Source organism: Streptomyces sp. NPDC049541 (assembly GCF_044465725.1).
Lineage (GTDB): Bacteria > Actinomycetota > Actinomycetes > Streptomycetales > Streptomycetaceae > Streptomyces.
On sequence record NZ_JBITLY010000004.1, the window covers coordinates 133,246 to 158,252 of the forward strand.

Below are 25,007 nucleotides of genomic sequence, written 5' to 3' on the forward strand. Positions count from 1 at the left end.
GTCAGTTCACTTCTTCCTGAGCGTTCCTGAGCTCGCGGTACGCGGCCACGAGAGCGGTGGTGGAGGGGTCGAGGCCGGGGACGTCAGCGCCCTCGGTCAGGGCGGGTTCGACCCGCTTGGCGAGGACCTTGCCGAGCTCGACGCCCCACTGGTCGAAGGAGTCGATGTTCCAGATCGCGCCTTGGACGAACACCTTGTGCTCGTAGAGGGCGATCAGCTGGCCGAGGACCGACGGGGTCAGTTCCTTCGCCAGGATCGTCGTGGTGGGGTGGTTGCCCTGGAAGGTGCGGTGCGGCACCTGCTCCTCGGGGACGCCCTCCGCGCGCACCTCGTCGGCGGTCTTGCCGAAGGCCAGCGCCTGGCCCTGCGCGAACAGGTTGGCCATCAACAGGTCGTGCTGGGCGGCCAGTTCGTCGCTCAGTTCGGCCGCCGGACGGGCGAAGCCGATGAGGTCCGCGGGGATCAGCCGGGTGCCCTGGTGGATCAACTGGTAGTAGGCGTGCTGCCCGTTGGTGCCGGGCGTGCCCCAGACCACCGGACCGGTCTCCCAGCCCACCGCATGGCCCTCGCGGTCCACCGACTTGCCGTTGGACTCCATGTCCAGCTGCTGCAGATACGCCGTGAACTTCGACAGGTAGTGGCTGTACGGCAGCACCGCATGGGACTCGGCGCCGAAGAAATTGCCGTACCAGATGCCCAACAGGCCCAGGATCAACGGGGCGTTGGCCTCCGCGGGCGCGGTCCGGAAGTGCTCGTCGACCGTGTGGAAGCCGTCGAGCAGCTCCCGGAAGCGGTCCGGGCCGATCGCGATCATCAGCGACAGGCCGATGGCCGAGTCGAAGGAGTAGCGGCCGCCGACCCAGTCCCAGAACTCGAACATGTTGTCCGGGTCGATACCGAACTCGGTGACCTTCCCGGCGTTCGTGGACAGCGCCACGAAGTGCCTGGCGACCGCCTTCTCCTCGCCGAGCCCGCCGGGGCCGTTCAGCAGCCAGGAACGGGCCGAGGTGGCGTTGGTGATGGTCTCGATCGTGGTGAAGGTCTTGGAGGCGACGATGAACAGGGTCTCCGCCGGGTCCAGGTCCCGTACCGCCTCGTGCAGGTCGGCGCCGTCCACGTTGGAGACGAAGCGGAAGGTCAACTCGCGGGCCGTGAAGGTGCGCAGCGCCTCGTACGCCATCGCGGGGCCCAGGTCGGAGCCGCCGATGCCGATGTTGACGACGTTCCTGATCCGCCTGCCGGTGTGGCCGGTCCAGGCGCCGGAGCGGACCCGCTCGGCGAAGTCGCTCATCCTGTCCAGGACGGCGTGCACCTGCGGCACCACGTTCTCGCCGTCGACCTCGATCACCGCGTCCCGCGGGGCGCGCAGCGCGGTGTGCAGCACGGCCCGGTCCTCGGTGACGTTGATCTTCTCGCCGCGGAACATGGCGTCGCGCAGCCCGAACACGTCGGTGGCGGCGGCCAGTTCCTGCAGCAGCGCCAGCGTCTCGTCGTTCACCAGGTGCTTGGAGTAGTCGATACGCAGGTCGCCGACGCGCACGACGTACCGCTCGGCCCGGCCGGGGTCGGTGGCGAACAGCTCACGGAGCACCGGCTGGCCCTGGGCGCGGTGGTCCTCCAGGGCGGTCCACTCGGGGCGCCGGGTGAGCTTCGGGGAGTCAGACATGGGAGACGGTCTCCTTGCCGGCCTCGCCCCGCAGGGCGACGGCGTACATCTCGTCGGCGTCGAGGCGGCGGAGCTCCTCGGCGATGAGTTCGGAGGTGGTGCGGACCTTCAGCGCCAGGGTGCGTGAGGGCTGGCCGGGCAGGGTGAGCGTGGCCAGCGGGCCCTCGGGCCGGTCGATGACGATCTCGCCGTCCGCGGTCCCCAGGCGCACGGCCGTGACGACCGGGCCCGCGGTGACCACGCGGTCGATCTTCACGTTCAGCCGTGCCTCCAGCCAGCGCGCCAGCAGCTCGGCGGCCGGGTTGTCGGCCTCGGCCTCGACGGCCCCCGACACGATCCGGGTGCGGGCCTGGTCCAGGGCCGCGGCGAGCATCGAGCGCCACGGCGTCAGCCGGGTCCAGGCGAGGTCGGTGTCGCCGGGCGCGTAGGAGCGGGCCCGCTGCTCCAGGGTCTCGCTCGGGTTCTCGACCGCGTACAGGTCGGTGATCCTGCGCTGGGCGAGGGCGCCGAGGGGGTCCTTGGCGGGCACCGCGGGCGCGTCCACCGGCCACCACACGACGACCGGCGCGTCCGGCAGCAGCAGCGGCAGGACGACCGAGTCGGCGTGGTCGGACACCTCGCCGTAGGTGCGCAGCACGACCGTCTCGCCGGTGCCGGCGTCGGCGCCCACCCGGACCTCGGCGTCCAGCTTTGAGGCCATGCGGTCGCGCGGGGTGCGGGCGTGCCGCTTGATGACGACCAGGGTGCGCGAGGGGTGCTCGTGCGAGGCCTCCTCAGCCGCCTTGATCGCGTCGTAGGCGTTCTCCTCGTCCGTGACGATGACCATCGTCAGGACCATGCCCACGGCGGGGGTGCCGATGGCGCGGCGGCCCTGCACCAGCGCCTTGTTGATCTTGCTTGCCGTGGTGTCGGTCAGGTCGATCTTCATGGCCTGCGCCAGCTCCGTCCGTCTCGTGCGAGCATCTCGTCGGCTTCCTCGGGTCCCCAGCTGCCCGAGGCGTACTGCGCGGGCTTGCCGTGCCGCGCCCAGTACTCCTCGATCGGGTCGAGGATCTTCCAGGACTCTTCCACTTCCTGGTGACGGGGGAACAGGTTGGCGTCGCCGAGCAGCACGTCCAGGATGAGCCGCTCGTACGCCTCCGGGCTGGACTCCGTGAAGGACTCGCCGTAGGCGAAGTCCATCGACACGTCCCGGATCTCCATCGAGGTGCCCGGCACCTTGGAGCCGAACCGGACCGTCATGCCCTCGTCGGGCTGGACGCGGATGACGATCGCGTTCTGACCGAGCTCCTCGGTGGCGGTGGAGTCGAAGGGCGAGTGCGGCGCCCGCTTGAAGACCACCGCGATCTCGGTGACCCGGCGGCCCAGGCGCTTGCCGGTGCGCAGATAGAAGGGGATGCCCGCCCAGCGGCGGTTGTCCACCTCCAGCTTGATGGCCGCGTAGGTGTCGGTCCTGGAGTTCGGGTCGATGCCGTCCTCCTGCAGATACCCGGCCACCTTCTCGCCGCCCTGCCAGCCCTCCGCGTACTGGGCGAGGACCGTGTGCTCGCCCAGGTTCTCCGGCAGCCGCACGGACTTGAGGACCTTCAGCTTCTCGGTGAGCAGCGACTCCGCGTCGAACGCGATCGGCTCCTCCATGGCGGTGAGCGCCATCAGCTGCAGCAGGTGGTTCTGGATGACGTCACGGGCGGCGCCGATGCCGTCGTAGTAGCCGGCCCGGCCGCCGATGCCGATGTCCTCGGCCATGGTGATCTGGATGTGGTCGACGTACGACCGGTTCCAGATCGGCTCGTACATCTGGTTGGCGAAGCGCAGCGCCAGGATGTTCTGGACGGTCTCCTTGCCCAGGTAGTGGTCGATGCGGAACACCTGGTCCGGCTCGAACACGTCGTGCACGATCGCGTTCAGCTCACGGGCGCTCGCCAGGTCGCGCCCGAACGGCTTCTCGATCACCGCGCGCCGCCAGGAGCCCTTGCGTCCGTTCGCCAGGCCGTGCTTCTTGAGCTGCTGGACGACCTTGGGGAAGAACTTCGGCGGTACGGAGAGGTAGAAGGCGAAGTTGCCTCCGGTGCCGCGGGAGGCGTCCAGCTCGTCGACGGCCGACTTCAGCTGCTTGAACGCCGTGTCGTCGTCGAAGTCGCCGGGGATGAACCGCATGCCCTCGGCGAGCTGCTGCCAGACCTCCTCACGGAACTCGGTGCGCGCGTGCTCGCGGACCGCGTCGTGCACGACCTGCGCGAAGTCCTGGTCCTCCCAGTCCCGGCGGGCGAACCCGACGAGGGAGAAGCCCGGCGGCAGCAGGCCGCGGTTGGCGAGGTCGTAGACGGCGGGCATCAGCTTCTTGCGGGACAGGTCGCCGGTGACGCCGAAGATGACGAGCCCGGACGGGCCCGCGATGCGCGGGAGCCGGCGGTCGCGGTCGTCACGCAGGGGGTTGGTCCAGCCGAGCGCCGACTCGACCGTGGCGTGCTCGGTCATTCCGCCTCAACTCCCTTGCTGTCCAGGGACTTCGTGACGGCGTCCAGCAGGTCCTGCCAGGCCGTCTCGAACTTGGCGACGCCCTCGTCCTCCAGCTTCTGCACGACCTCGTCGTAGGAGATCCCGAGGGCCTCCACGGCGGTCAGGTCGGCGCGGGCCTGTGCGTAGCCGCCGGTCACCGTGTCGCCGGTGATCTCGCCGTGGTCGGCGGTGGCGTTGAGGGTGGCCTCCGGCATGGTGTTGACGGTGCCGGGCGCGACCAGCTCGTCCACGTACAGGGTGTCCTTGTACGCCGGGTCCTTCACGCCGGTCGAGGCCCACAGGGGGCGCTGCTTGTTGGCCCTGGCGCCTGCGAGGGCGGTCCAGCGCTCACCACCGAAGACGTCCTCGTAGGCCTCGTAGGCGAGACGCGCGTTCGCGAGTGCCGCCTTGCCCTTGAGGACGGAGGCCTCGGGGGAGCTGAGGCCGTCCAGCCGCTTGTCGATCTCGGAGTCGACGCGGGAGACGAAGAAGGAGGCCACGGAGTGGATGGTCGCGAGGTCGAGGCCCTTCGCCTGCGCCTTCTCCAAGCCGGCGAGGTAGGCGTCCATGACCTCGCGGTAGCGCTCCAGGGAGAAGATCAGCGTGACGTTGACGCTGATGCCCAGGCCGATGACCTCGGTGATGGCCGGCAGACCCGCCCTGGTCGCCGGGATCTTGATCATGACGTTGGGCCGGTCGACCAGCCATGCCAGCTGCTTGGCCTCGGCGATCGTCGCCTTGGTGTCGTGGGCGAGGCGCGGGTCCACCTCGATGGAGACCCGGCCGTCGCGGCCGCCGGTGGCGTCGTACACGGGCCGCAGGATGTCGGCGGCGGCGCGGACGTCGGCGGTGGTCATCATCCGTACGGCCTCTTCGACCGTGACACCGCGGACGGCGAGGTCGGCGAGCTGCTCCTCGTAGCCCTCGCCGGAGCCGATCGCGGCCTGGAAGATGGACGGGTTGGTGGTCACGCCCACCACGTTGCTGTTCTCGACGAGTTCGGCGAGGTTGCCGGACTCGATCCGCCTGCGGGAGAGGTCGTCCAGCCAGATGGAGACGCCCTCGTCGGACAGGCGCTTGAGTGCTCCCGCGGTCGCGGTTGCTTCGGTCACTTTGATCATCTTCTTTCTGGCGATCGGATCAACCGCGGGCGGCAGCGAGGGATTCCCGGGCTGCGGCGGCGACGTTCTCGGGGGTGAAGCCGAACTCGGCGAACAGGGTCTTCGCGTCGGCGGAGGCGCCGAAGTGCTCCAGGGAGACGATGCGTCCTGCGTCACCTGTGTAGCGGTACCACGTCAGACCGATCCCGGCCTCCACGGCGACCCGGGCCCGCACGGACGGCGGAAGGACGCGCTCGCGGTACTCCCGCGGCTGCTCCTCGAACCACTCCACGGACGGCATCGACACGACCCGGGTGCCGATCCCCTCGGCCTCCAGCTGCTCGCGTGCGGTGACGGCGAGCTGGACCTCGGAGCCGGTGGCGATCAGGACGACGTCCGGGGTCTCCTTCGAGGACTCCTTCAGGACGTAACCGCCCTTCGCCGCATCGGGGTTGGGGGCGTACGTCGGCACGCCCTGACGGGTGAGGGCGAGGCCGTGCGGGGCCGGGTCGGTGGCGTGGCGCTTGAGGATCTCGCCCCAGGCGATCGCCGTCTCGTTGGCGTCGGCCGGGCGGACGACGTTGAGGCCCGGGATGGCGCGCAGGGAAGCGAGGTGCTCGACCGGCTGGTGGGTCGGCCCGTCCTCGCCGAGGCCGATGGAGTCGTGCGTCCAGACGTAGGTCACCGGCAGCTGCATGAGCGCCGACATCCGCACCGCGTTGCGCATGTAGTCGGAGAACACCAGGAAGGTGCCGCCGTAGATACGGGTGTTGCCGTGCAGCGCGATGCCGTTCATCTCGGCGGCCATCGAGAACTCGCGGATGCCGAAGTGGACGGTGCGGCCGTACGGGTCGGCCTCCGGCAGCGGGTTGCCCTTCGGCAGGAAGGACGACGTCTTGTCGATGGTGGTGTTGTTCGAGCCGGCGAGGTCGGCGGAGCCGCCCCACAGCTCGGGGAGGATCGCGCCGAGCGACTGCAGCACCTTGCCGGAGGCGGCGCGGGTGGCGACGGACTTGCCCTCCTCGAAGACCGGCAGGGCGTCCTCCCAGCCCTCGGGCAGCTGGCCCGCCACGATCCGGTCGAACAGCTCGGCACGCTCGGGGTTGGCGCCGCGCCACTTGTCGATCTGCTTGTCCCAGGCCGCGTGCGCCTCGGCGCCGCGGTCGAGAGCCCCGCGGGCGTGGGCCAGCACCTCGGCGTCGACCTGGAAGGACTGCTCGGGGTCGAAGCCGAGGATGCGCTTGGTGGCGGCGATCTCCTCGGCGCCGAGCGCGGAGCCGTGCGAGGCCTCGGTGTTCTGCGCGTTCGGGGCGGGCCAGGCGATGATCGTACGCATCGCGATGATGGACGGCCGCTCGGTCTCGGCCTGCGCCGCCTTCAGGGCCGCGTAGAGGGCCGGTACGTCGATGTCGCCGCCGAGCGAGGGCTCGACGCGCTGCACATGCCAGCCGTACGCCTCGTAGCGCTTCAGGACGTCCTCGGAGAACGCCGTCGCGGTGTCGCCCTCGATGGAGATGTGGTTGTCGTCGTAGAGGAAGACCAGGTTGCCCAGCTTCTGGTGGCCGGCCAGCGAGGAGGCCTCGGCGGAGACGCCCTCCTCCAGGTCGCCGTCGGAGACGATCGCCCAGATGGTGTGGTCGAAGGGGGAGGTGCCCTCGGGCGCCTCCGGGTCGAACAGGCCGCGCTCGTAGCGTGCGGCCATCGCCATGCCCACCGCGTTGGCGACACCCTGGCCGAGCGGCCCGGTGGTGGTCTCGACACCGGCGGTGTGCCCGTACTCGGGGTGGCCGGGCGTTTTGGAACCGTGCGTACGGAACGCCTTCAGGTCATCGAGCTCGACCTCGTACCCGGCCAGGAACAGCTGTGTGTAGAGGGTCAGCGAGGTGTGGCCGGGAGAGAGAACGAAACGATCCCGGCCGGTCCACTCGGGGTCCGCGGGGTCGTGACGCATCACCTTCTGAAAGATCGTGTACGCGGCAGGGGCCAGGCTCATCGCCGTGCCCGGGTGGCCGTTGCCGACCTTCTGCACGGCGTCGGCCGCGAGCAGACGAGCCGTGTCGACGGCACGCCGGTCGAGTTCGGTCCATTCGAAGCTGTCCGGAGTCTGCGTACTCATCTTCAAGAAGTCCTTGATCGAAGCGACTGAACTGCTCTGATGCCTTCAAACTTAAAAGTCTGACTTTTCCGGGGGAAGGTCGCTGTGTGTCAGCCTGTGGTGAAAGTGGGACACCGACGGCACGACCGAGGCGGCGCGAGTAGGACATGGCGGGCAGAATCATCCAAGGTGGAGACGGTGACGGTGGGGTGGACGGCATTCGAACGTTCCCCTTCCCGGTCGAGCTGAGTGTGGGCGGAGTCGGCATGCAGGTCGGCCCGATGGGGACCGGCCACACCTGGCACGCCGAGGCCCCGCTGGAGCGCGTCCACCGCATCGACTTCCATGTCGTGATGCTCTTCGACGGCGCCCCGGTCCGCCACATGATCGACTTCGCCGAGTACGAGGCGGCGGCCGGCGAACTGCTGTGGATCCGTCCCGGCCAGGTCCACCGCTTCTCGCGCACGAGCGGGTACCGCGGAACCGTGCTCACCATGCAACCCGGGTTTCTGCCGCGCGCCACGGTCGAGGCCACCGGCCTCTACCGCTACGACCTGCCGCCCCTGCTCCACCCCGACGAGGCCCAGCTCACCGCCCTCAGGGCCGCCCTCGCCCAACTGCAACGCGAGTACGAGGACGACACGACCCTGCCACTGAGTCTGCACACCGCGGTGCTGCGCCACTCGCTGACGGCGTTCCTGCTGCGTCTCGCCCATCTGGCGGCCAGCTCCGCGGAGGCGGTCCGCCGGCAGTCGGACACGACGTTCACCCTCTTTCGCGACGCCGTGGAGAAGGACTTCGCGACCAACCACAGCGTCAGCGCCTACGCCGACGCCCTCGGTTACTCCCGCCGCACCCTGGTCCGCGCGGTCCGCGCCGCGACCGGTCAGACGCCCAAGGGCTTCATCGACAAGCGGGTCGTCCTGGAGGCGAAACGCCTGCTGGCCCACACGGACCTGCCGATCGGCCGGGTGGGCGCGGCGGTCGGCTTCCCCGACGCGGCGAACTTCTCCAAGTTCTTCCAGCAGCACACGGAGCTGACACCGGCGGCGTTCCGTGCGGAGCTGCGGTGACTCAGGACGCGGCCGGGGCGCCCAGCCACGGCATGCGCCGCACCAGGGTGTCCCGCATCCTGGACAGCGCCTCGATCCGCTCCGTCAGCTCGGCCACCCGCCGGGCCCCGACCTCGTAGTTCCCGGCGCAGGACTCGGAGTAGGCGAACACCTCCGGCAGATCGCTGTCCAGGAAGCGCACGAAGGACTTGACGTTGTCCACGGTGAACCCGGAGGCGAGCAGGTCACGGATGTTGCGGACCCGCATCTCCGCTCCGGGCCCGTAGACGCGGTAACCGCCCGCGCTCCGACCGGACTCCAGCAGGCCCTGCTCCTCGTAGTAGCGCAGGGCGCGGGTCGTCGTGCCGGTCCGCGCGGCCAGGTCACCGATCAGCATCTCGCTCACGTCCGGGTTCACCTCTCCTGGTGGTCTACGGGGGTCAACTCCGCAGCCGTACCACGGTCTTCCCCGTGTATGCGCCTCGGACGAGGTCGGTCAGGGCGCGGGGCGCGTTCGGCAGCCCGTCGATCACCGTCTCCTCGTAGACGATCTGCCCCTCCTTCAGCCAGTCGCGGAACTGCTGCCCGAACTCGGCCGCCTTGTCCAGGTGGTCGACGACGGTGAAGCCGCTGATGGTCAGCCGTTTGGCGGCCACGGTCAGCAGGTCGCCGGGGCCCTGGTCGGGGCGGCCGGAGCTCTGCCGGGCGAGCGCCCCGCAGACGGCGATGCGGCCATGGGGGTTCATCACCTCGATGGCGGCCCGCAGTTGCTCGCCGCCCACGTTGTCGAAGTAGACGTCGATGCCGTCGGGGGCGGCCTCGCGCAGCCGGTCCAGGGCGGGGCCGTCGCGGCGGTCGAAGGCCGCGTCGAAGCCGAGGCTGCCGGTGAGGTGCCGGACCTTCTCCGGTGACCCCGCGCTGCCGATCACCCGCGCCGCGCCCCCCAGCCGGGCGATCTGACCGGCGAGAGAGCCGATCGCGCCCGCCGCGCTGGAGACGAACACGGTGTCGCCAGGCCGCAGTTGGGCGACATGGACGAGCCCGACCCAGGCGACCAGGCCGAAGCCGAGATGGAGGGAGGGGGTCGGATAGGCGGCCCTGTCGACGCGGCGGAAGGCCTCCGCCCCGGCCACGGCGTACTCCCGCCAGCCCAGCCGGTGCACCACCAGGTCGCCCTCCGCCAGGGAGGGGTCGGTCGAGGCGATCACCTCGCCGACGGCGTCCCCGTAGAGCACCTCGCCTATCTCGTAGCGGGGCCGGGGCACGGCGGGCTGGGCCGACATCAGGGTCAGCATGCCGGGGTCGAGGGACAGATAGAGGTTGCGGACCAGCACCTGGCCGGGGACGGGATCGGGCACCGGGATCTCGGCGATCTCGAAGTCGTCGGGCGTGGGCAGGCCGTCGGGCCGGGAGGCGAGCCGTACCTCCAGGCCGGTACGGGATTTCACAGCGGAAGTGGTCATGGCGGCGACGCTAGGGGTTGACCCGTACGTGAAGGTCAAGCCGCCCCGCGCCGCCGCCCGCCCGGTCAGTGCCCGAAGTCGAACCAGTTCACGTTCACGAAGTCCGCCGGCTGACCGCTGGTGAAGGTCAGATAGACGTCGTGGGTGCCGGTCACCGCGCTGATGTTGGCCGGGACCGTCTTCCAGGACTGCCAGCCACCCGTGTTGGCGAGGGCGAAGCTGCCGATCGGAGTGGCGGTACGGCTGTCCAGGCGCACCTCGACCAGGCCGCTCACCCCGGACGCGGCGCCGCTCGCCACGCGTGCGTAGAGCTGCGTGGCCGCCGCGGAACCGAAGTTGACGCCCTTGTAGAGGGCCCAGTCGCCGTTGGCCAGGGAGCCGATGTCCTGACCGCCGCCGGTGTCCGTGGTGCTCTCCGCGACGGTGCCGGACTGGCTGTCGTACGACTCCGCCTGGATGGGGCTGTAGGCGTCACGGTTGCCGGAGGGCGGGGGTGTGGTGGTGCCTCCGCCGCCGCTCGACAGGACCTGGACGTAGTCCACGAGCATCGGGTGGCCGGACTGGGTGGCGCTGGTCGGGCCGCCGCCGAACGCGGCCGGGAAGGCGCCGCCCATCGCCACGTTCAGGATGACGAAGAAACCGTGGTTGGTGGCGTTGGCCCAGGTTGTGGCGTCCATCTGACTGGCGGTGACGGTCTGGTAGTTGACGCCGTCGACGTAGAAGCGGATCGCCTCGGGGCTGACCGAGCGGTCCCACTCCATGGTGTAGGTGTGGAAGCCCGACTGGCAGGTGGTGTTCGGGCACGCGATCGAATTGCCGAGGCCCGTCGTCTCGTTGCACGGGCCGCCCGGGTTGGTACCGCAGTGCATCGTCGCCCAGACCTTGTTGATGCCCTGGACGTTCTCCATGATGTCCAGCTCGCCGACGCTCGGCCAGTTCTGGTAGTTGCCGCGATAGGGGGCGCCCAGCATCCAGAACGCCGGCCAGTAGCCCGCACCCGCGTCGCCGGTGACGTTGGGCATCTGGAGGCGGGCCTCGACGCGCAGCTTGCCGCCGGCCGGCGGCTGGAAGTCGGTGCGGTTGGTCTCGATACGGCCCGAGGTCCAGTTGCCGGCGGAGTCGCGGATCGGGGTGATCTTCAGGTTGCCGCTCCCGTCGAGCGAGACGTTGCTGGTGCTGTTCGTCATCGTCTCGACCTCGCCGGTGCCCCAGTTGGCGGCGCCTCCGGGGTACGAAGTCCCGGTGTCGTACTGCCAGTTGGAGGTGTTGACGCCGGTTCCGGCCGAGCCGTTGAAGTCGTCGAGGAAGAGCTGCGTCCAGCCCGGCGGTGGCGTCGGCGCCGAGGCGTCGGCGGACTGGGTGGCGGTCGTGGCGAGCGCGGCCGCCAGGCCGAGCGTGCTGAGGACGGCGAGGAGCGCGCGTCGCCGTCTGGGTATGCCGGAGGTTGCACTCACGGGGGTGCCTCCCGGTTGCGGAGTGGTGGGCTGCGGGTGCTGTGAGAGCGCTCTCAAAGTGGGCCCAATGTGCTCTCCGCCACCAGGGCCGTCAAGACTTAAAGCAAGGGAAGTCCTTTCCGGGCGGGGAAGTTCACCCCCTGAACGGTGCAAAGGTGTTAAAGCGCGCTCCCCGCCTTCCAATCCGCCCACGACAGGTTCCAGCCGTTGAGCCCGTTGGCCGGGTCGACGGTCTTCTCGCCGGAGTTCTTGACGATCACCACGTCGCCGAGCATCGAGGACGCGTAGAACCTGTAGCCCGCCACGGAGCTGTCGTTCGCACCCTTCGCGTCGTGCAGGCCCACACAGCCGTGGCTGGTGTTCTGGTGGCCGAATACGGAGGTGGACGCCCAGTAGTTGCCGTGCACGAAGGTGCCGGACGTGGTCAGGCGCTGGGCGTGCGGCACGTCGGGGATGTCGTACTCGTCGCCGAGCCCGACCGTGGAGGACTCCATGCGGGTCTGCTTGAACCGCTCGCTGATCACCATGATCCCGGACCAGGTGGTGTGCTGGGCGTCGCCGCCGCTGACCGGATAGGTGGCGACGGTCCGGCCGTCCCTCCTGACCACCATCTCCTTGGTGGCGAGGTCGACCGTGCTGATCTGTGCGCGGCCGATGTGGAAGGTGACGTCCTTGTTCTGCACGCCGTAGATGCCGTCCGAGCCCTCGACGTCCTTCAGCCGCAGGCTGAGGGTGATCTTCGTGCCGGGCGCCCAGTAGGTCTCGGGGCGGAAGTCCAGCCGGGTGTCGCCGAACCAGTGGCCGACCACCTCGACGGCGGGCTCCGCGGTGACGGTGACGGCCTTCTGGACCGCGGCCCGGTCCTTCACCGCGTGGGTGAAGTTGATCGACACGGGCATGCCGACGCCGGAGGTGGAACCCGCCTCGGGCGTGAAGTAGCCGACGAAGGTCTCGCCGGGCGACCGGGTGGTGAAGGTCGCGGTCTGTGCCGCGGCGCCCTCGGGGGTGGCCGTCACCGTGTACTTCGTCCCGGAGTACGGGTTCCTCGCCGAAGTCCACCGGGTCTTCGCCTCGTTGAGCGAACCGGTCAGGGTGGAGCCGTCGTTGCCGGTGACCTGCACCGAGGCGAGGGTGCCGTCCGTCACGGTGACCTGGACGGGGCGGGTGAATTCGGCCTTCTTGGTGCCGTCGGCAGGTGTGACCGAGACGGTGGGCTTCTTCGCGGCGGCCGGCGCGGACGCGGCGGCCTTCGCCGTCCCGTCCGAGGCGCCCGCCGAGCCGCTGCACCCCGTCAGCACGGCGGCGGCCGGCGCCACGCCGAGTGCGGTGAGCAGCCCGCGCCGGGACCACCTCTGCGGCTGCTGCTCCAACGGGTTCGCTATGTGCGAGGCGCCCACGGTAGGCCTTTCTGGGATGTCCACCTTTTCCGGGTGCATCCTGCGCCGCGCAGATTTGTTGATCCTTTGAATTTCCGGGCCGATTCCTGAGATTCCGGTGAGGAGTCGCTCTGAGAAGGCCCGAAACCACGGTTGTCTCAGCCCTTGGGACTGTGAACAGAGTATGAGCGGCCCGACCGGGGCTCCGAGTGACCGACCACCGCCGGAGGTATACGTGACCGAAGTCCGCGAGCCGCACACCGTGGCCGTCGTCGGAGCGGGCGCGGCGGGCACGCTGACCGCCGTCCAGCTCTGCGAGACGGCGACGCGCCGCCGGACACCGCTCGGCCTCGTCCTTCTCGACCCGGCCCCGGAGGCGGGCCGCGGCACCGCGTACGCCACCCGCGACCCGCGCCACCGCCTCAACGTGCCCGCGGGCGGCATGAGTTGCTACCCCGACGACCCCGGCCACTTCACCCGCTGGCTGTGCCGGCACGGCGAACCGTCCGTCACCGCGGCCGACTTCGCCACCCGCTACCGCTATGGCGCCTACCTCGCCGACACCCTCGCGCAGGCCATCGTCCGGGCGCAGGGCACGGTGACGGTACGCCGGCTGCGGACCCGCGCCGAGAGGTGCACCGGCACCCCCGAGGGCGGGCTGGCGCTCCACCTCGCCGACGGGGGACATCTCGCCGTCGACAGCGTCGTCCTGGCCACCGGCCCCGCCGCCCCCTCGGCGAGCTGGGCCCCGCCCGCCCTGCGCACCTCGGCCCGTTTCATCACCGCCCCCTGGGCCCCGGGCGCGCTGGACGGCCCGCTCTCCGACACCGCCGACGTCCTCCTCGTCGGTACCGGTCTGACGGCCGTCGACCTCTCCCTCTCCCTCGACCGTCCCGGCCGCACGGTCCACGCCCTCTCCCGCAGCGGCCTGCTGCCGCAGCCGCACGCCCTCACCCCGGCCGGCCCGATGAGCGCCCCCGAGGGCCTCGACGACACCTCGCTGGGCCGCCTGCGCAGGGCTGTCTACCGCCACATCAGCCGCTCCGTGCGCACCCACGGGGACTGGCGCCCCGCCCTCGACAGCCTGCGCCCGCACACCGCCCGCCTCTGGGAGAGCCTCACCCCCGAGGACCGGGCCGAGTTCCTCGCCCGCGAGGGCGCGCTGTGGAACACCCACCGCCACCGCATGGCCCCCGCCACCGCCGAGTCCGTCGCCCGGGCCTGTACGGCCCGACGGCTCACCGTCCACACCGGCGCGGTGACGGACACCGTCGAGCACGACGGCTCACTGCTGGTCACCCTCTCCAACGGCCGTACGATGCACGTCGGTTGGGTGATCGACTGCTCCGGACCGGGACGGCGGTTCGACGACCCCCTGTGGCGCTCCCTGTTCGCGTCCGGGGCCGCGGTCCCGGGGCCGCTCGGCATGGGCGTGGCCACCCGCGACGGGCGGCTGCTGGACTTGGAAGGCCGCGCGGACCGCCCGCTGTTCACGCTGGGCGCCCCGCGCCGCGGCGAACTGTGGGAGACGACCGCGATCCCCGAGATCCGCGTCCAGGCGGCGGCCCTGGCAGCACAGCTGCTCGCCCCGCTGACGGGGAGGACGGGCAGGCCCCGCACCTCCCGCCGTCCCGTCGACGGGCACGGACTGGCCCTGTCCACCCACGCCGAGGCAGCCGCCGCCTATCGCAGTGGCCTCAACCGGGTCCTCAAGGTCCGCGCCGGCGCCGAGGACGCCTTCGCCCGGGCCGTGGCCGTCGACCCCGGGTTCGCCCTCGGCCACGCGGCCCTCGCCCTGCTGGGCCACGAGTGCGGCGCCGCCGTCGACGTACCGCGGGCACTGGCCGAGGCGCAGCGCTCCGCGCGCGATCACGCCGACGAGCGGGAGCGGTCCTTCGTGGAGGTGGTCACGCGCCGGGTGCACGGCGACGACGGCGACACCGCCCTCGTACGACACCTCGACGCGCACCCCGGCGACGCGCTCGCGCTCGCGGCCGCCGTGCCCACCATCGCCTTCTCCGGCGTCACCGATCTGGACGACGACCAGGCGCTGCGACTGGTCGAGCGGACGTCTCCCGCCTACGACGGCCACTGGTTCCACACCTCGCTGCTCGCCTTCCTGCGGCAGGGGCAGGGGCGGCTGCACGAGGCCGGGGAGCTCGCCCACCGGGCGTTGGCGGTCGAGCCGGCCTCCGGACATGCCGTGCACGCCCTCGCCCATGTCCACTACGAGTCCGGGGTGCACGAGGCGGGCCGCGAATGGCTGGACGGCTGGGTGTCCGGGCAGGGCCGGGGCGCCGTCCACCGGGCCCACTTCTCCTGGCACATCGCCCTGCACGAACTCGCCCTCGACGACCCGGCGGCGGTGCGCAGGCGCTGGTTCGCGCAACTGGCACCGGGACGCATGGTGACCGGGGTGCGGGCGCTGGTCGACTCGGGGTCGCTGCTGTGGCGGGCCCGGCTGAGCGGCAGCTGGCCGGGTGAGCTGCCCACCGGGAACGTCCTGGACACGGTCGCCCAGGACGTCCTGGAACGTCCGGCGACCGCCTTCACCGCGCTGCATGCCGCCGTGGCGCTGGCCGCCGCGGGGGATCTGGCGGCGCTGCAGCGGTTGCGGGACCATGCCGCCGGGGCGGACTCGGTGCAGCGGGAGGTCATTGCACCGCTGTGCGAGGCGTTCGCCGCCGTGGTGGAGGAGCGGTTTCAGGACGCCGTCCGGGGCCTCGATGCGCTGCTGCCCGTGTTGCGGCGGGTCGGGGGCAGCGCGGCCCAGCGGGAGGTCGTCGAGGAGACACTGTTGTACGCCTTGGTCGCGGCGGGACGGTGTGACGCTGCGCGTCGGCTGTTGGATGCCCGGTTGGAGCGAAAGGAGGCGCCGCGGGATCGGCGGATGCGGGCGGGCCTGCCGGCCTGAGCATGTCGATCGTCTGCGGCGCCATTGTGGCTGGTCGCGCCCACGCGGCGGAGCCGCACATCCACACGGCCCCGCGCCCCTTCAGGGGCGTGGGTACCCCTGGTCAGCGGTTCACCAACTCCGCCTGCTCCGCGGGCGCTTCGCGCAGACCGAACCTGTCGTGCACGCGCCGCAGTGGCATAGGTGCCCACCACGCCGATCGCCCCAGCAGCGTCATCGTCGCCGGGACCAGCAGCATGCGTACGACCGTCGCGTTGATCAGGACCGCGAGGGTGAGGCCGAGGCCGATCTGGAGGATGGGGGAGAAGCCGCCCGTCATGAAGGCGCCGAAGACCACGGCGAGGAGCAGGGCGGCGCAGGTGACCACGCGGCCGGAGCGGCGCAGACCGGTCACCACTGCCTCCTGGTCGCTGCCGGTCAGAGACCGGGCCTCCCGCATCCGGGCCAGGATGAACAGCTCGTAGTCCATGGCCAGTCCGAAGGCGATCGCGACGATCAGGGGCGGGGCGGTCAGGCTCAGCGCGCCCAGGCCCTCGGCGTCCAGCGCGCCGGCCAGGTGGCCGTCCTGGAAGACCCACACCACCGCGCCGAGCGCCGCGCCCAGGCTGAGCAGGGTGGTCAGTATCGTGCGCAGTGGGATCAGCACCGAGCCCGTGAACGCGAACAGCAGGACGAAGATGCCGGCCAGCACGGTCAGGGCGGCCCAGGGCGACCGCTCGGAGAGCATCGCACGGAAGTCGACCAGACGGGCGGCGGACCCGGTGACCTGGACCGGTTCGGTGCCGCGCAGGTCCCGTACCTGAGCGACCAGGTCGGTGGCCTCCTTGCCGTCCACCCGGCCCGACGGCTGGAGCTGTACGACCGCCCCGCCGTCGGGCAGTTCGCGGGACTGTGCCGTCGGAGACAGGGCGCGGATCCGGTCCGCGGTCGCGGGACCGGTCCCCGGCTTGAGGACGACGGTGACCGGCGAGACCCCCGTGCCCGCCGGGAAGTGGGCGTCGACGGTGTCGTACAGCTGCCGTGCCTCGGTGGTGGAGGGCAGCTGTGTCGCGTCGCCGATCTCGATCCTCAGGCCGGTGACCGGCAGTGCCAGGACGAGCAGGGCCGGGACCACCGTGGCCAGGACGGCGACGCGGCGGCGGGCCGAGAAGCGGGCCACACGGGCGAAGAAGCGCCCCTCCTCGCCCTCCGGCACGGCCTTCGCCGGGGCGATCTTCGCGCCGAACCTGGCCAGCATCGCCGGCAGCAGCGTCAGCGCGGCCAGCATGTCGATGACGACCACGGCGGCCACCGCCAGGCCCATGCTGCGCAGGAACACGCTGGGGAAGACGAGCAGACCGGTCAGGCTGACGGCGACCGTGAGCCCGGAGAACAGCACCGTCCGCCCGGCTGCGGCGACCGTCCGGTGCACCGCCTCCACGACGTCCTCGGTGGCCCGGCGCTCCTCGCGGAAGCGGACCAGCATCAACAGGGCGTAGTCCACGGCGAGTCCGAGGCCCAGCATGGTCGTCACCTGGATCGCGTACACCGAGATGTCGGTGACCTGGCTGAACCCGAACAGTGCCAGGAAGGCGCCCGCGATCCCGCTCACCGCGATCACCAGCGGCAGTCCGGCCGAGCGCAGTCCGCCGAACACGACGAGCAGCAGGGCGAGTACGACGGGCAGTGAGATCAACTCGGCGTTCTTCACGTCCTGTTGGGCCCGCTCACCGAGCTGCTTGCCCAGCAACGGGCCTCCGCTGACGTGCACTTCGGGCGCGTCGATCTGCTTGATGCGGTCGGCCGCCGCGTCCACCGCCTTCTCCTCGGCGTCGTCGCCGAGAGCGCCCTTGAAGGTGATGGGGACGATGAGGGCCTGTCCGTCGGCGGCGGTGAGACCGGGGGTCCGGTACGGGTCCGGGACCGCGGCGACTCCGGCGATGTCTCGTACGTCGGCCACGGCCCGCTCGACCTGCTCGCGCAGTCCGGGGTCGGAGACGGCGGTTCCCGCGACGACGGCGGTGATCGACTCGCCCGTCGGGTCGGCGCGGTCCAGGTACTGGGCGGCGCGCTCCGACTCGGTGCCCGGCACCTCGGGCACGTTGTCGGAGAGCCGCCCGAAGACGCCCGTCCCCAGCCCGAAGCCGAGCAGCAGGAAGAGCGTCCACAGCAGGATGACGGTCAGCGGGCGGCGGGTCGCCGCCCGGGCGAGTGTGGAGAGCACGGTAACTCCCGGCGGGTCGTCGGTTCTCATCGCCCTCAGGCTCATGCCGGCCAAGGGCGCGGCGGATCGCCGGAGGGAGTGGTTTCGGGGCCTCGGCCGTACGGGGGAGGCAGACGTCCGGCTCACTCCTGAGAGGGAGACGGCGGGAATCCCGCGCACGGGCGGCGAGTTGAGGGGGCAGAACAACCGCGATCTTGGAGGATCCCGCATGTCCGGTGAACCCGCCGTCCGCGAACTCCGTCTCGTCGTCACGGCGCCCGACTACGACGAGGCCCTGCGCTTCTACCGTGACGTCCTCGGCCTGCCCGAGCGCGCCGCCTACTCGTCTCCCGACGGCAGAGTCACCATCCTCGAAGCGGGCCGCGCCACGCTGGAGCTGACCGACCCGAACCACGCCGCCTTCATCGACGAGGTCGAAGTGGGCCGGCGCGTGGCCGGGCACATCCGGATCGCCTTCCAGGTCGACGACGCCGGTGTCGCCACGGCCCGACTGGCCGCCGCAGGGGCCGAGGTGCTCGCCGAGCCGACGCGCACCCCGTGGAACTCCCGGAACTCCCGTCTCGAGGCTCCGGGCGCCCTCCAGCTGACCCTCTTCGAGGAACTCGGCGACGAGGCAGAGCGGGCAGACTAGGAGACCCCCGGCGTCACCAGCCCCGTCTCGTAGGCGCAGATCACCGCCTGCACCCGGTCCCTGAGCCCCAGCTTGCTCAGCACGTTGCTGACATGGGTCTTGACGGTGTGCTCGCTCACGAAGAAGGCAGTGGCGATCTCGGCGTTGGACAGGCCGCGGGCCAGCAGTCGCAGCGTCTCCACCTCGCGGGCGGTCAGGGCGTCCAGCCGCTGCGGAGTGGCCGCTTCGGCGGTCTGCTCGCGGCGCCGCCGCACGATGTCCGCGACCAGCCGCCGCGTCACCGCCGGCGCGAGAAGCGAGTCGCCGGCCGCGACCACCCGTACGGCGTGCACCAGGTCGTCGCGGCGCACGTCCTTGAGGAGGAAGCCGCTGGCGCCCGCGTACAGAGCCTCGTACACGTACTCGTCCAGGTCGAACGTGGTGAGCATGACAACTTTGCAGGAGGACTGCGCACACACCTGCCTGGCCGCCTCCAGGCCGTCCATCACCGGCATCCGGATGTCCAGGAGCAGCACGTCCGGTGTGTGCCGCCGGACCGCCGCGACCGCCTGCTCGCCGTCGCCGGCCTCGGCGACCACCTCGATGTCCTGCTGGGCCTCCAGGATCATGCTGAACCCGCTGCGGACCAGTTCCTGGTCATCGGCGACGACCACCCGGATGCTCACCCGAGGGCCGCCTGACGGTCGGCCGTGGCAGGCAGGCGTACGACCACCCGGAAGCCGCCTTCCGGTCCGCGCCCGGCCTCGGCGCTGCCCCCGCACGCGGCCGCCCGCTCCCGGATGCCGATCAGCCCGTGCCCGCCGCCGGGCGCCGCGGGGCCCTGTCCGTCGTCGGTCACCGTGAGGGTCAACAGATCCTCCGTCCAGTCGAGTTCGACGGTCGCGCAGGCAGCGTACGCATGCTTCACCGTGTTGGTCAGGGCCTCCTGCACCACGCGGTAGGCGGCGACCTCGGCGTCCGCGGGCAGCGGGTGCGGGTTGCCCGTGGTGTGCAACTCCACCCGCAGGCCCGCAGATTCGCCGACCTGGCGCAGCAGTCGGGGGAGCGCCGCCACGCCCGGCTGTGGTGACGTGCCGTTGCCCTGCTCCTCCTTGAGCACGCCGAGGATCCGGCGCAGCTGCGCCATCGCGTCCCGCCCGGCCGCCGCGATCGCGTCGAAGGAGGCCTCCGCACGCTCCGGATCACTGCGCACCACGACCGGCCCCGCCTCCGCCTGCACCACCATCAGGCTCACCGCGTGGGCGAGGACGTCGTGCATGTCCCGGGCGATCCGGGCGCGTTCCTGAGCGATGGCCCGCGCGGTGTCCGCGGTGCGCTCCCGCTCCAGCCGCCGGGCCCGGTCCTCCAGTTCCGCGGTGTAGGCGCGCTGGACGCGGGCCAGCCATCCGAGGGCGTAGGCGCAGGCGATGCAGAGCAGATGGAAGGCGTACTCGAAGGGCCGCGCGTCCTCCTTGTGCTGCATGGTGACCGTGACCCCGATCGCCCAGCCCGCCAGCATCACGCGCCGCTGCCAGGGCAGGGCCCGGGCGGCCATGGTGTACAGGACGACCAGTCCGCCGTACATCACATCCGGCGGGGGCGCGTGGTACACGGCCATCGCGGGCGTGGCCGCCGACACGGCCCACGCGGTCGCGAACGGCGCCCGCCGCCGCCACACCAGCGGCACCGCCGTCGCGGCACCCAGCAGCCAGCCCTGCCAGGTGAGCCGGTCGTCCCCCTCGTCGGGGAAGAGCCACTGCAGCGAGACGGCGAACAGGACGAGCGCGGCGAGGGCGGCGTCGACCGCGTACGGATTCGCCGTCCGCAGGCGCGCGGCGACCTGTGTGAACCAGGACTGCGGGGACATGGGCGGCTCCTCGGGCAAGGGCCGTTCCAGTATCGCCAGGGGTTCGGAAGCGGGGCCTCGCCGGTGAGAGGGATATTCGCCGCCGGGTTGCGCCCGCCCTGCTTTGTCAGCGGGGCGCAGCGGGCCGCCTCCGTTTTGTCGCCCTTTAACTATCAGTGCTTACCTACTCGTCCGTAACCTCGCGGCTCCCGGTCACCACGCAGAAGGGACGTTCTGAGGTGACGAAGAACCATTCGAAGAAGCCGCGCAACCGGAGAGCCGCACTCATCGGGGCCGGAGCCCTGCTCGGCGGGTTGTTGACCGTTCCGGCCGTGACCGCGACGGCCGGCACCGGCGGGGCGTGTTCCGATCCCGACGCCGCGATCTACCGACCGCCGGTGAGCGCGAGCGCCGCGCCCGGCGAGGTCGTCGCCTGCCGTACGGTCGACTCCCTGCCCATGGTGGGCAGCGGCACTCCGTTCCATGCCTGGAAGGTGCAGTACGGCTCCACCGACGGCCACGGCAGGAAGGACACCGTCGCCGGGACGGTGATCGTGCCGCGCGCGGCGTGGCAGGGCCCGGGCGAGCGGCCGCTGGTCGCGTTCGTGCCCGGCACCCTCGGCATCGGGCCGCAGTGCGCCTTCTCCAAGCAGCTCGCCGGCGAGTACCAGGACGCCTACGAGGGGCCGAACATCGCGGCGCTGCTCAAGGCCGGGTTCGCCGTCGCGGCGACCGACGGCGCCGGATACCTGGACGGCCAGGTCCACCCGTACGTCTCCGGCGCCGACGCCGGACACGCGGTCCTCGACGTCGTACGCGCCGCCTCCCGGCTGCCCGGCAGCGGGGTGAGCCGCGAAGCCCGGGTCGGGATCTGGGGGTACTCGGAGGGCGGCTCGGGGAGTCTGTGGGCCGCGCAGCTCGCCAAGTCGTACGCCCCCGAGGTGAAGGTGGCCGGCGTGGCGTCCGGCGGGATCCCGGGCGACCTGAAGCAGGTCGGCAACTCGCTCAACGGCGGGGTGTTCGCCGGGTTCCTGGTGGACGCGGTGATCGGCCTGTCGGTCACCCACCCGGACATGCCGTTCGACGGACTCCTCAACGACACGGGCCGGAAGGCGGTCAAGGACGCCGAAGCGCTGTGCGCGGTCGGCACCGTCGCACGCTTCACCGGCGTCCACATCGAGAACTACACCAAGGACAAGCTCACCCTCGCCCAGCTCTACGCCCTGCGCGGCCCCGACGGCACGACCTGGGGCGAGATCGCCGAAGCCAACAGACTCGGCGTCGGTGTGGGGCCGTCCGGATCCGGGGCCCGCTACGAGATCGGCTTCCCGGTCCTGCAGTACCGCGGCCTCCTCGACGAGGTGATTCCCGCCGACACCGGGCAGGCCACGCGCCGCGCCTACTGTGACGCGGGGGTAGCCACGCAGTGGACCTCTTACGCCGGCGACCATCTCCTCGGCGACCCGCAGGCCATCGGTGACTCGGTCAACTGGCTCACCGACCGGTTCGCGGGCAAACCGATGCCCGGCAACTGCTGAGCGGTCTCTACGGCTCCTTCGCCGGCCGCCATCCCAGGGCCCGCGAAATGCCGCGTGCCGCAAGCCGTACCGCGGGCGCCAGCACCGGTACCTGCGCATCGGCTTGCGGCACCACCACCGACACGGCGGCGACCACCACCCCGCCCGGCCCGCGCACCGGGGCGGCCACCGACAGGGCGTCGTCGGTGACCTGACGGCTGCTCACCGCGACTCCCGTGCGCCGCACCTCGGCCAGCACCCGGCGCAGCTGCACCGGGTCGGTGAGGGTGTACGGCGTGAACGAGGCGAGCGGGCCCGCGCAGTACTCCTCCTGCACCTCCGGGCCGCAGTGCGCCAGCAGTGCGAGCCCCACCCCGGTGGCGTGCAGCGGCCAGCGCGCCCCGACCCGTATGTGCACGCCGACGGCGCTGCGACCGGAGATCCACTCGATGTAGACGACCTCCCGGCCGTCCCGCACCGCCAACTGCACGTTCTCGTGCGTCGCCTCGTACAGGTCCTCCAGGTACGGCAGCGCGATCTGCCGCAGCGCCAGCCCGCGCGGGGCGAGCGCCGCCACCTCCCACAGCCTGAGCCCGACGTGGTAGACGCCGGATGCGTCCCGCTCCAGGGCGCCCCAGTCGGTGAGGGCGCCCACCAGGCGGTGCGCGGTGGTGAGGGTCAGCCCGGCCCGCCGGCTGATGTCCGTGAGGGACAGCGCCGGGTGCTCGTGGTCGAAGGCGGCGAGGACGGCGAGCAGTCGGTCGGGGGCGGAGCGGGCGGTCATGGCGTCAGGCGAGCCCGTCCCCCGCGATCCGCAGCAGCAGCGCGTGCAGCGTCTCGCGTTCGGCCGGCTCGAGCGGCTCGAAGAGCTCGTTCGTCGCGCGCAGGCCAGCCTCGTCGGTGTCGCGCAGGAAGGCGCGGCCGTCCTCGGTGAGGACGACGATGCGGCTGCGGCGGTCGTCGGGGGAGGGACGGCGTTCGGCGAAGCCCAGCTTCTCCAGGTCGTCGACGAGGCCGACGATCGCGCTCGGGTCGTAGCCGAGGCGCGTGCTGAGTTCACGCTGCAGGGCGCCGTCGGTGGTGGCGAGGAAGCGCAGGACCGCGTAGTGCCGCAGCCGCAACCCCGACTCCTGCAGAAAGGCGTTGAACAGCTGTCCGGAGCGCAGGCCCAGGCGGTAGAGCAGGTAGCCGGTGTCCGCGTGCAGTCCACGCATCCACGGCTCGTCCACGTCGATGGGCTTCGGGGTGGCGTGCTGGCGTGTGATGGCGGGCTCCCTGTGCTCGTTGCGTCCTGGTGATTCCAGCATGACGTACCCGTAGGTCGCCAACAACTATTGACGTCAACAATTATTGCTCTTAGCTTCGATCTCGAAGCCGCACCCCATGCGAAAGGGATCCACTCGTGCCCAGCATCGATCTCACCGGCAAGGTCGCCGTCGTCACCGGCAGTGGCCGGGGCCTCGGCCTCGCCTATGCGCACGCCCTGGCCGCCCACGGCGCGTCCGTGGTCGTCAACGATGTCGACGAGGCCGTTGCCGAGGCGGCCGTGAAGTCCATCACCGAGGCGGGCGGCACCGCCGTCGCCGAAGTGGTCCCGGTCGGCACGAGCGAGGCCGCCGACCGGCTGGTGAACCGCGCGGTCGAGGAGTTCGGACGGCTGGACATCCTGGTCACCAACGCCGGCATCCTGCGCGACAAGGTGCTGTGGAAGATGTCCGACGAGGACTTCGACGCGGTGATCACCACCCACCTCAAGGGCACCTTCACCTGCGCCCGCGCCGCAGCGATCCGGATGCGCGAGCAGGGCGAGGGCGGCACCCTGATCCTGGTCGGCTCGCCGGCCGGGCAGCGCGGCAACTTCGGGCAGACCAACTACTCCGCCGCCAAGGCCGGCATCGCCGCCTTCGCCCGCACCTGGTCGATGGAGCTGGGCCGCGCGAACATCACCGTCAACGCGATCGTGCCGGTCGCCGCGACCGCGATGACCGAGACCATCCCGGCCTTCGCCCCGTACATCGAGGCCATGAGGAACGGCGAGCCGCTCCCGGACTTCCTGCGCAAGGGCGAGGGCTTCGGCACCCCCGAGGACTGCGCGGCGCTCGTCCCGTTCCTCGCCTCCGAGGCGGCGCGGGGTATCACCGGCCAGGCCATCGGCATCGGTGGCGACAAGGTGGCACTCTGGTCGCATCCGCAGGAGATCAAGGCTGCGTACGCCGACGGCGGCTGGACCCCGGACAGCCTGGCCGACGCCTTCCCCACCTCGGTCGGCGCCGAACTGCAGAGCGTCGGCGTCCCCGCCCCGAAGTTCCCGGAGGCCTGAGAAATGGCGACCCTCAACGTCGAGGAACTCGTCGCGATCGACGTCCACACCCACGCGGAGGTCTCCTCCAAGGGCCACTCCTCCCTGGACGACGACCTGCACGACGCGTCCTCGGCCTACTTCAAGGTCGAGGGCAAGAGGAAGCCGACCCTGGAGGAGACGGCCGCGTACTACCGCGAGCGGAAGATGGCCGCCGTGATCTTCACGGTCGACGCCGAGTCCGCGACCGGCACCGCGCCCGTCCCGAACGAGGAGGTCGCGGAGGCCGCGGCCGCCAACTCGGACGTCCTGATCCCCTTCGCCTCCATCGACCCCTTCCGCGGCAAGGCGGGCGTGAAGCAGGCCCGCCGGCTGGTCGAGGAGTACGGGGTGAAGGGCTTCAAGTTCCACCCCAGCATCCAGGGCTTCTTCCCCAACGACCGCTCGGTGGCGTACGACCTCTACGAGGTGATCGAGGAGACGGGCACCATCGCCCTCTTCCACACCGGCCAGACGGGCATCGGCGCCGGAGTCCCCGGCGGCGGCGGGATCAGGCTCAAGTACTCCAACCCCCTGCACGTGGACGACGTGGCCGCCGACTTCCCGCATCTCAAGATCATCCTGGCGCACCCGTCCTTCCCCTGGCAGGACGAGGCCCTCGCCGTCGCCACGCACAAGCCGGGCGTGCACATCGACCTGTCCGGCTGGTCGCCGAAGTACTTCCCGCCGCAGCTCGTGCAGTACGCCAACACGCTGCTCAAGGACAAGGTCCTCTTCGGCTCCGACTTCCCCGTCCTCACCCCCGACCGCTGGCTCGCCGACTTCGAGAAGCTGTCGGTCAAGGACGAGGTCAAGCCGAAGATCCTCAAGGAGAACGCCGCCCGCCTGCTCGGGCTGACGAAGCCGTAAGGGG

Annotated in this window: 20 protein-coding genes; 6 read left to right on the forward strand and 14 right to left on the reverse strand. The window is 71.2% G+C overall.

Going from position 1 to position 25,007, the window contains the following annotated elements; all coding sequences use genetic code 11:
- Position 1: 1 nt before the first annotated feature.
- The 5 genes from pgi to tkt are packed head-to-tail and all read right to left on the reverse strand — an operon-like array spanning position 2 to position 7,381.
- Complete coding sequence (gene pgi / locus ACIBW9_RS16435) at positions 2-1,666, reverse strand: glucose-6-phosphate isomerase (RefSeq protein ID WP_398955471.1); 1,665 nt, start codon at positions 1,664-1,666, stop codon at positions 2-4.
- Positions 1,659-2,594 carry a glucose-6-phosphate dehydrogenase assembly protein OpcA gene (gene opcA / locus ACIBW9_RS16440; RefSeq protein WP_398955473.1) on the reverse strand — a complete coding sequence of 312 codons (936 nt, stop codon included), beginning with the start codon at positions 2,592-2,594 and terminating at the stop codon, positions 1,659-1,661. Before opcA ends, pgi begins: the two co-directional genes overlap by 8 nt.
- Entirely contained in the window at positions 2,591-4,144 is a 1,554-nt protein-coding gene (zwf, locus tag ACIBW9_RS16445; RefSeq protein ID WP_398955475.1) for a glucose-6-phosphate dehydrogenase, read from the reverse strand. Before zwf ends, opcA begins: the two co-directional genes overlap by 4 nt.
- A complete protein-coding gene (tal, locus tag ACIBW9_RS16450; protein ID WP_398955477.1) occupies positions 4,141-5,286 on the reverse strand; it encodes a transaldolase in 1,146 nt (381 codons plus the stop codon). Before tal ends, zwf begins: the two co-directional genes overlap by 4 nt.
- 19 nt (positions 5,287-5,305) lie before the next feature.
- Positions 5,306-7,381: a transketolase gene (tkt, locus tag ACIBW9_RS16455; protein ID WP_398955479.1), complete on the reverse strand. Its 2,076-nt coding sequence runs from the start codon at positions 7,379-7,381 to the stop codon at positions 5,306-5,308.
- Positions 7,382-7,527: 146 nt separating this feature from the next.
- Between tkt and ACIBW9_RS16460 the strand changes: the two genes are divergently transcribed.
- Entirely contained in the window at positions 7,528-8,433 is a 906-nt protein-coding gene (locus ACIBW9_RS16460) for a helix-turn-helix domain-containing protein (protein WP_398955481.1), read from the forward strand.
- A 1-nt stretch (position 8,434) separates the two neighbouring features.
- Here the strand turns inward: ACIBW9_RS16460 and ACIBW9_RS16465 are convergent, their stop codons facing one another.
- The 4 genes from ACIBW9_RS16465 to ACIBW9_RS16480 form a co-directional block, all read right to left on the reverse strand.
- Entirely contained in the window at positions 8,435-8,809 is a 375-nt protein-coding gene (locus ACIBW9_RS16465) for a MerR family transcriptional regulator (RefSeq protein WP_398956456.1), read from the reverse strand.
- 43 nt (positions 8,810-8,852) lie between these two features.
- Positions 8,853-9,875 carry an NADP-dependent oxidoreductase gene (locus ACIBW9_RS16470; RefSeq protein WP_398955483.1) on the reverse strand — a complete coding sequence of 341 codons (1,023 nt, stop codon included), beginning with the start codon at positions 9,873-9,875 and terminating at the stop codon, positions 8,853-8,855.
- A gap of 65 nt (positions 9,876-9,940) precedes the next feature.
- Positions 9,941-11,329, reverse strand: a complete 1,389-nt coding sequence (locus ACIBW9_RS16475; protein ID WP_398955485.1) for a glycoside hydrolase family 16 protein — start codon at positions 11,327-11,329, stop codon at positions 9,941-9,943.
- Between the two features lie 158 nt (positions 11,330-11,487).
- The gene (locus ACIBW9_RS16480; RefSeq protein WP_398955486.1) at positions 11,488-12,726 is read right to left on the reverse strand and encodes an Ig-like domain-containing protein; all 1,239 of its coding nucleotides are present in this window, start codon (positions 12,724-12,726) and stop codon (positions 11,488-11,490) included.
- 214 nt (positions 12,727-12,940) lie between these two features.
- Here ACIBW9_RS16480 and ACIBW9_RS16485 point away from each other — a divergent pair, with 214 nt between their 5' ends.
- On the forward strand, positions 12,941-15,619 hold the full coding sequence (locus tag ACIBW9_RS16485) for an FAD/NAD(P)-binding protein (RefSeq protein ID WP_398955488.1): 2,679 nt from the start codon (positions 12,941-12,943) through the stop codon (positions 15,617-15,619).
- A gap of 103 nt (positions 15,620-15,722) precedes the next feature.
- On the opposite strand, the gene ACIBW9_RS16490 is transcribed toward ACIBW9_RS16485, so the two are convergent.
- Complete coding sequence (locus ACIBW9_RS16490; RefSeq protein ID WP_398956458.1) at positions 15,723-17,822, reverse strand: MMPL family transporter; 2,100 nt, start codon at positions 17,820-17,822, stop codon at positions 15,723-15,725.
- 208 nt (positions 17,823-18,030) lie between these two features.
- Here ACIBW9_RS16490 and ACIBW9_RS16495 point away from each other — a divergent pair, with 208 nt between their 5' ends.
- A complete protein-coding gene (locus ACIBW9_RS16495; protein ID WP_398955490.1) occupies positions 18,031-18,453 on the forward strand; it encodes a VOC family protein in 423 nt (140 codons plus the stop codon).
- Here ACIBW9_RS16495 and ACIBW9_RS16500 read toward each other — a convergent pair.
- Together ACIBW9_RS16500 and ACIBW9_RS16505 are read right to left on the reverse strand one after the other, a co-directional pair.
- Positions 18,450-19,118, reverse strand: coding sequence for a response regulator (locus ACIBW9_RS16500; RefSeq protein WP_398955492.1), 669 nt, complete (start codon positions 19,116-19,118; stop codon positions 18,450-18,452). The two genes, ACIBW9_RS16495 and ACIBW9_RS16500, sit on opposite strands and share 4 nt — an antisense overlap.
- Positions 19,115-20,299, reverse strand: a complete 1,185-nt coding sequence (locus ACIBW9_RS16505) for a sensor histidine kinase (protein WP_398955494.1) — start codon at positions 20,297-20,299, stop codon at positions 19,115-19,117. The genes ACIBW9_RS16500 and ACIBW9_RS16505 overlap by 4 nt, the downstream gene beginning before the upstream one ends.
- A 218-nt stretch (positions 20,300-20,517) precedes the next feature.
- Here ACIBW9_RS16505 and ACIBW9_RS16510 point away from each other — a divergent pair, with 218 nt between their 5' ends.
- Positions 20,518-21,816, forward strand: a complete 1,299-nt coding sequence (locus tag ACIBW9_RS16510; RefSeq protein ID WP_398955496.1) for a lipase family protein — start codon at positions 20,518-20,520, stop codon at positions 21,814-21,816.
- 7 nt (positions 21,817-21,823) lie between these two features.
- Here ACIBW9_RS16510 and ACIBW9_RS16515 read toward each other — a convergent pair whose 3' ends face one another.
- Positions 21,824-22,579 (reverse strand): IclR family transcriptional regulator, encoded by a 756-nt coding sequence (locus ACIBW9_RS16515; RefSeq protein WP_398955498.1) that lies wholly within the window; start codon positions 22,577-22,579, stop codon positions 21,824-21,826.
- Between the two features lie 4 nt (positions 22,580-22,583).
- Positions 22,584-23,009, reverse strand: coding sequence for a MarR family winged helix-turn-helix transcriptional regulator (locus ACIBW9_RS16520; protein WP_398956460.1), 426 nt, complete (start codon positions 23,007-23,009; stop codon positions 22,584-22,586).
- A gap of 188 nt (positions 23,010-23,197) precedes the next feature.
- Between ACIBW9_RS16520 and ACIBW9_RS16525 the strand changes: the two genes are divergently transcribed.
- Both ACIBW9_RS16525 and ACIBW9_RS16530 read left to right on the forward strand, forming a co-directional pair.
- Positions 23,198-24,115, forward strand: coding sequence for an SDR family NAD(P)-dependent oxidoreductase (locus ACIBW9_RS16525; RefSeq protein WP_398955500.1), 918 nt, complete (start codon positions 23,198-23,200; stop codon positions 24,113-24,115).
- Positions 24,116-24,118: 3 nt separating this feature from the next.
- Entirely contained in the window at positions 24,119-25,003 is an 885-nt protein-coding gene (locus tag ACIBW9_RS16530) for an amidohydrolase family protein (protein ID WP_398955502.1), read from the forward strand.
- The last annotated feature ends 4 nt before the right edge of the window (positions 25,004-25,007 follow it).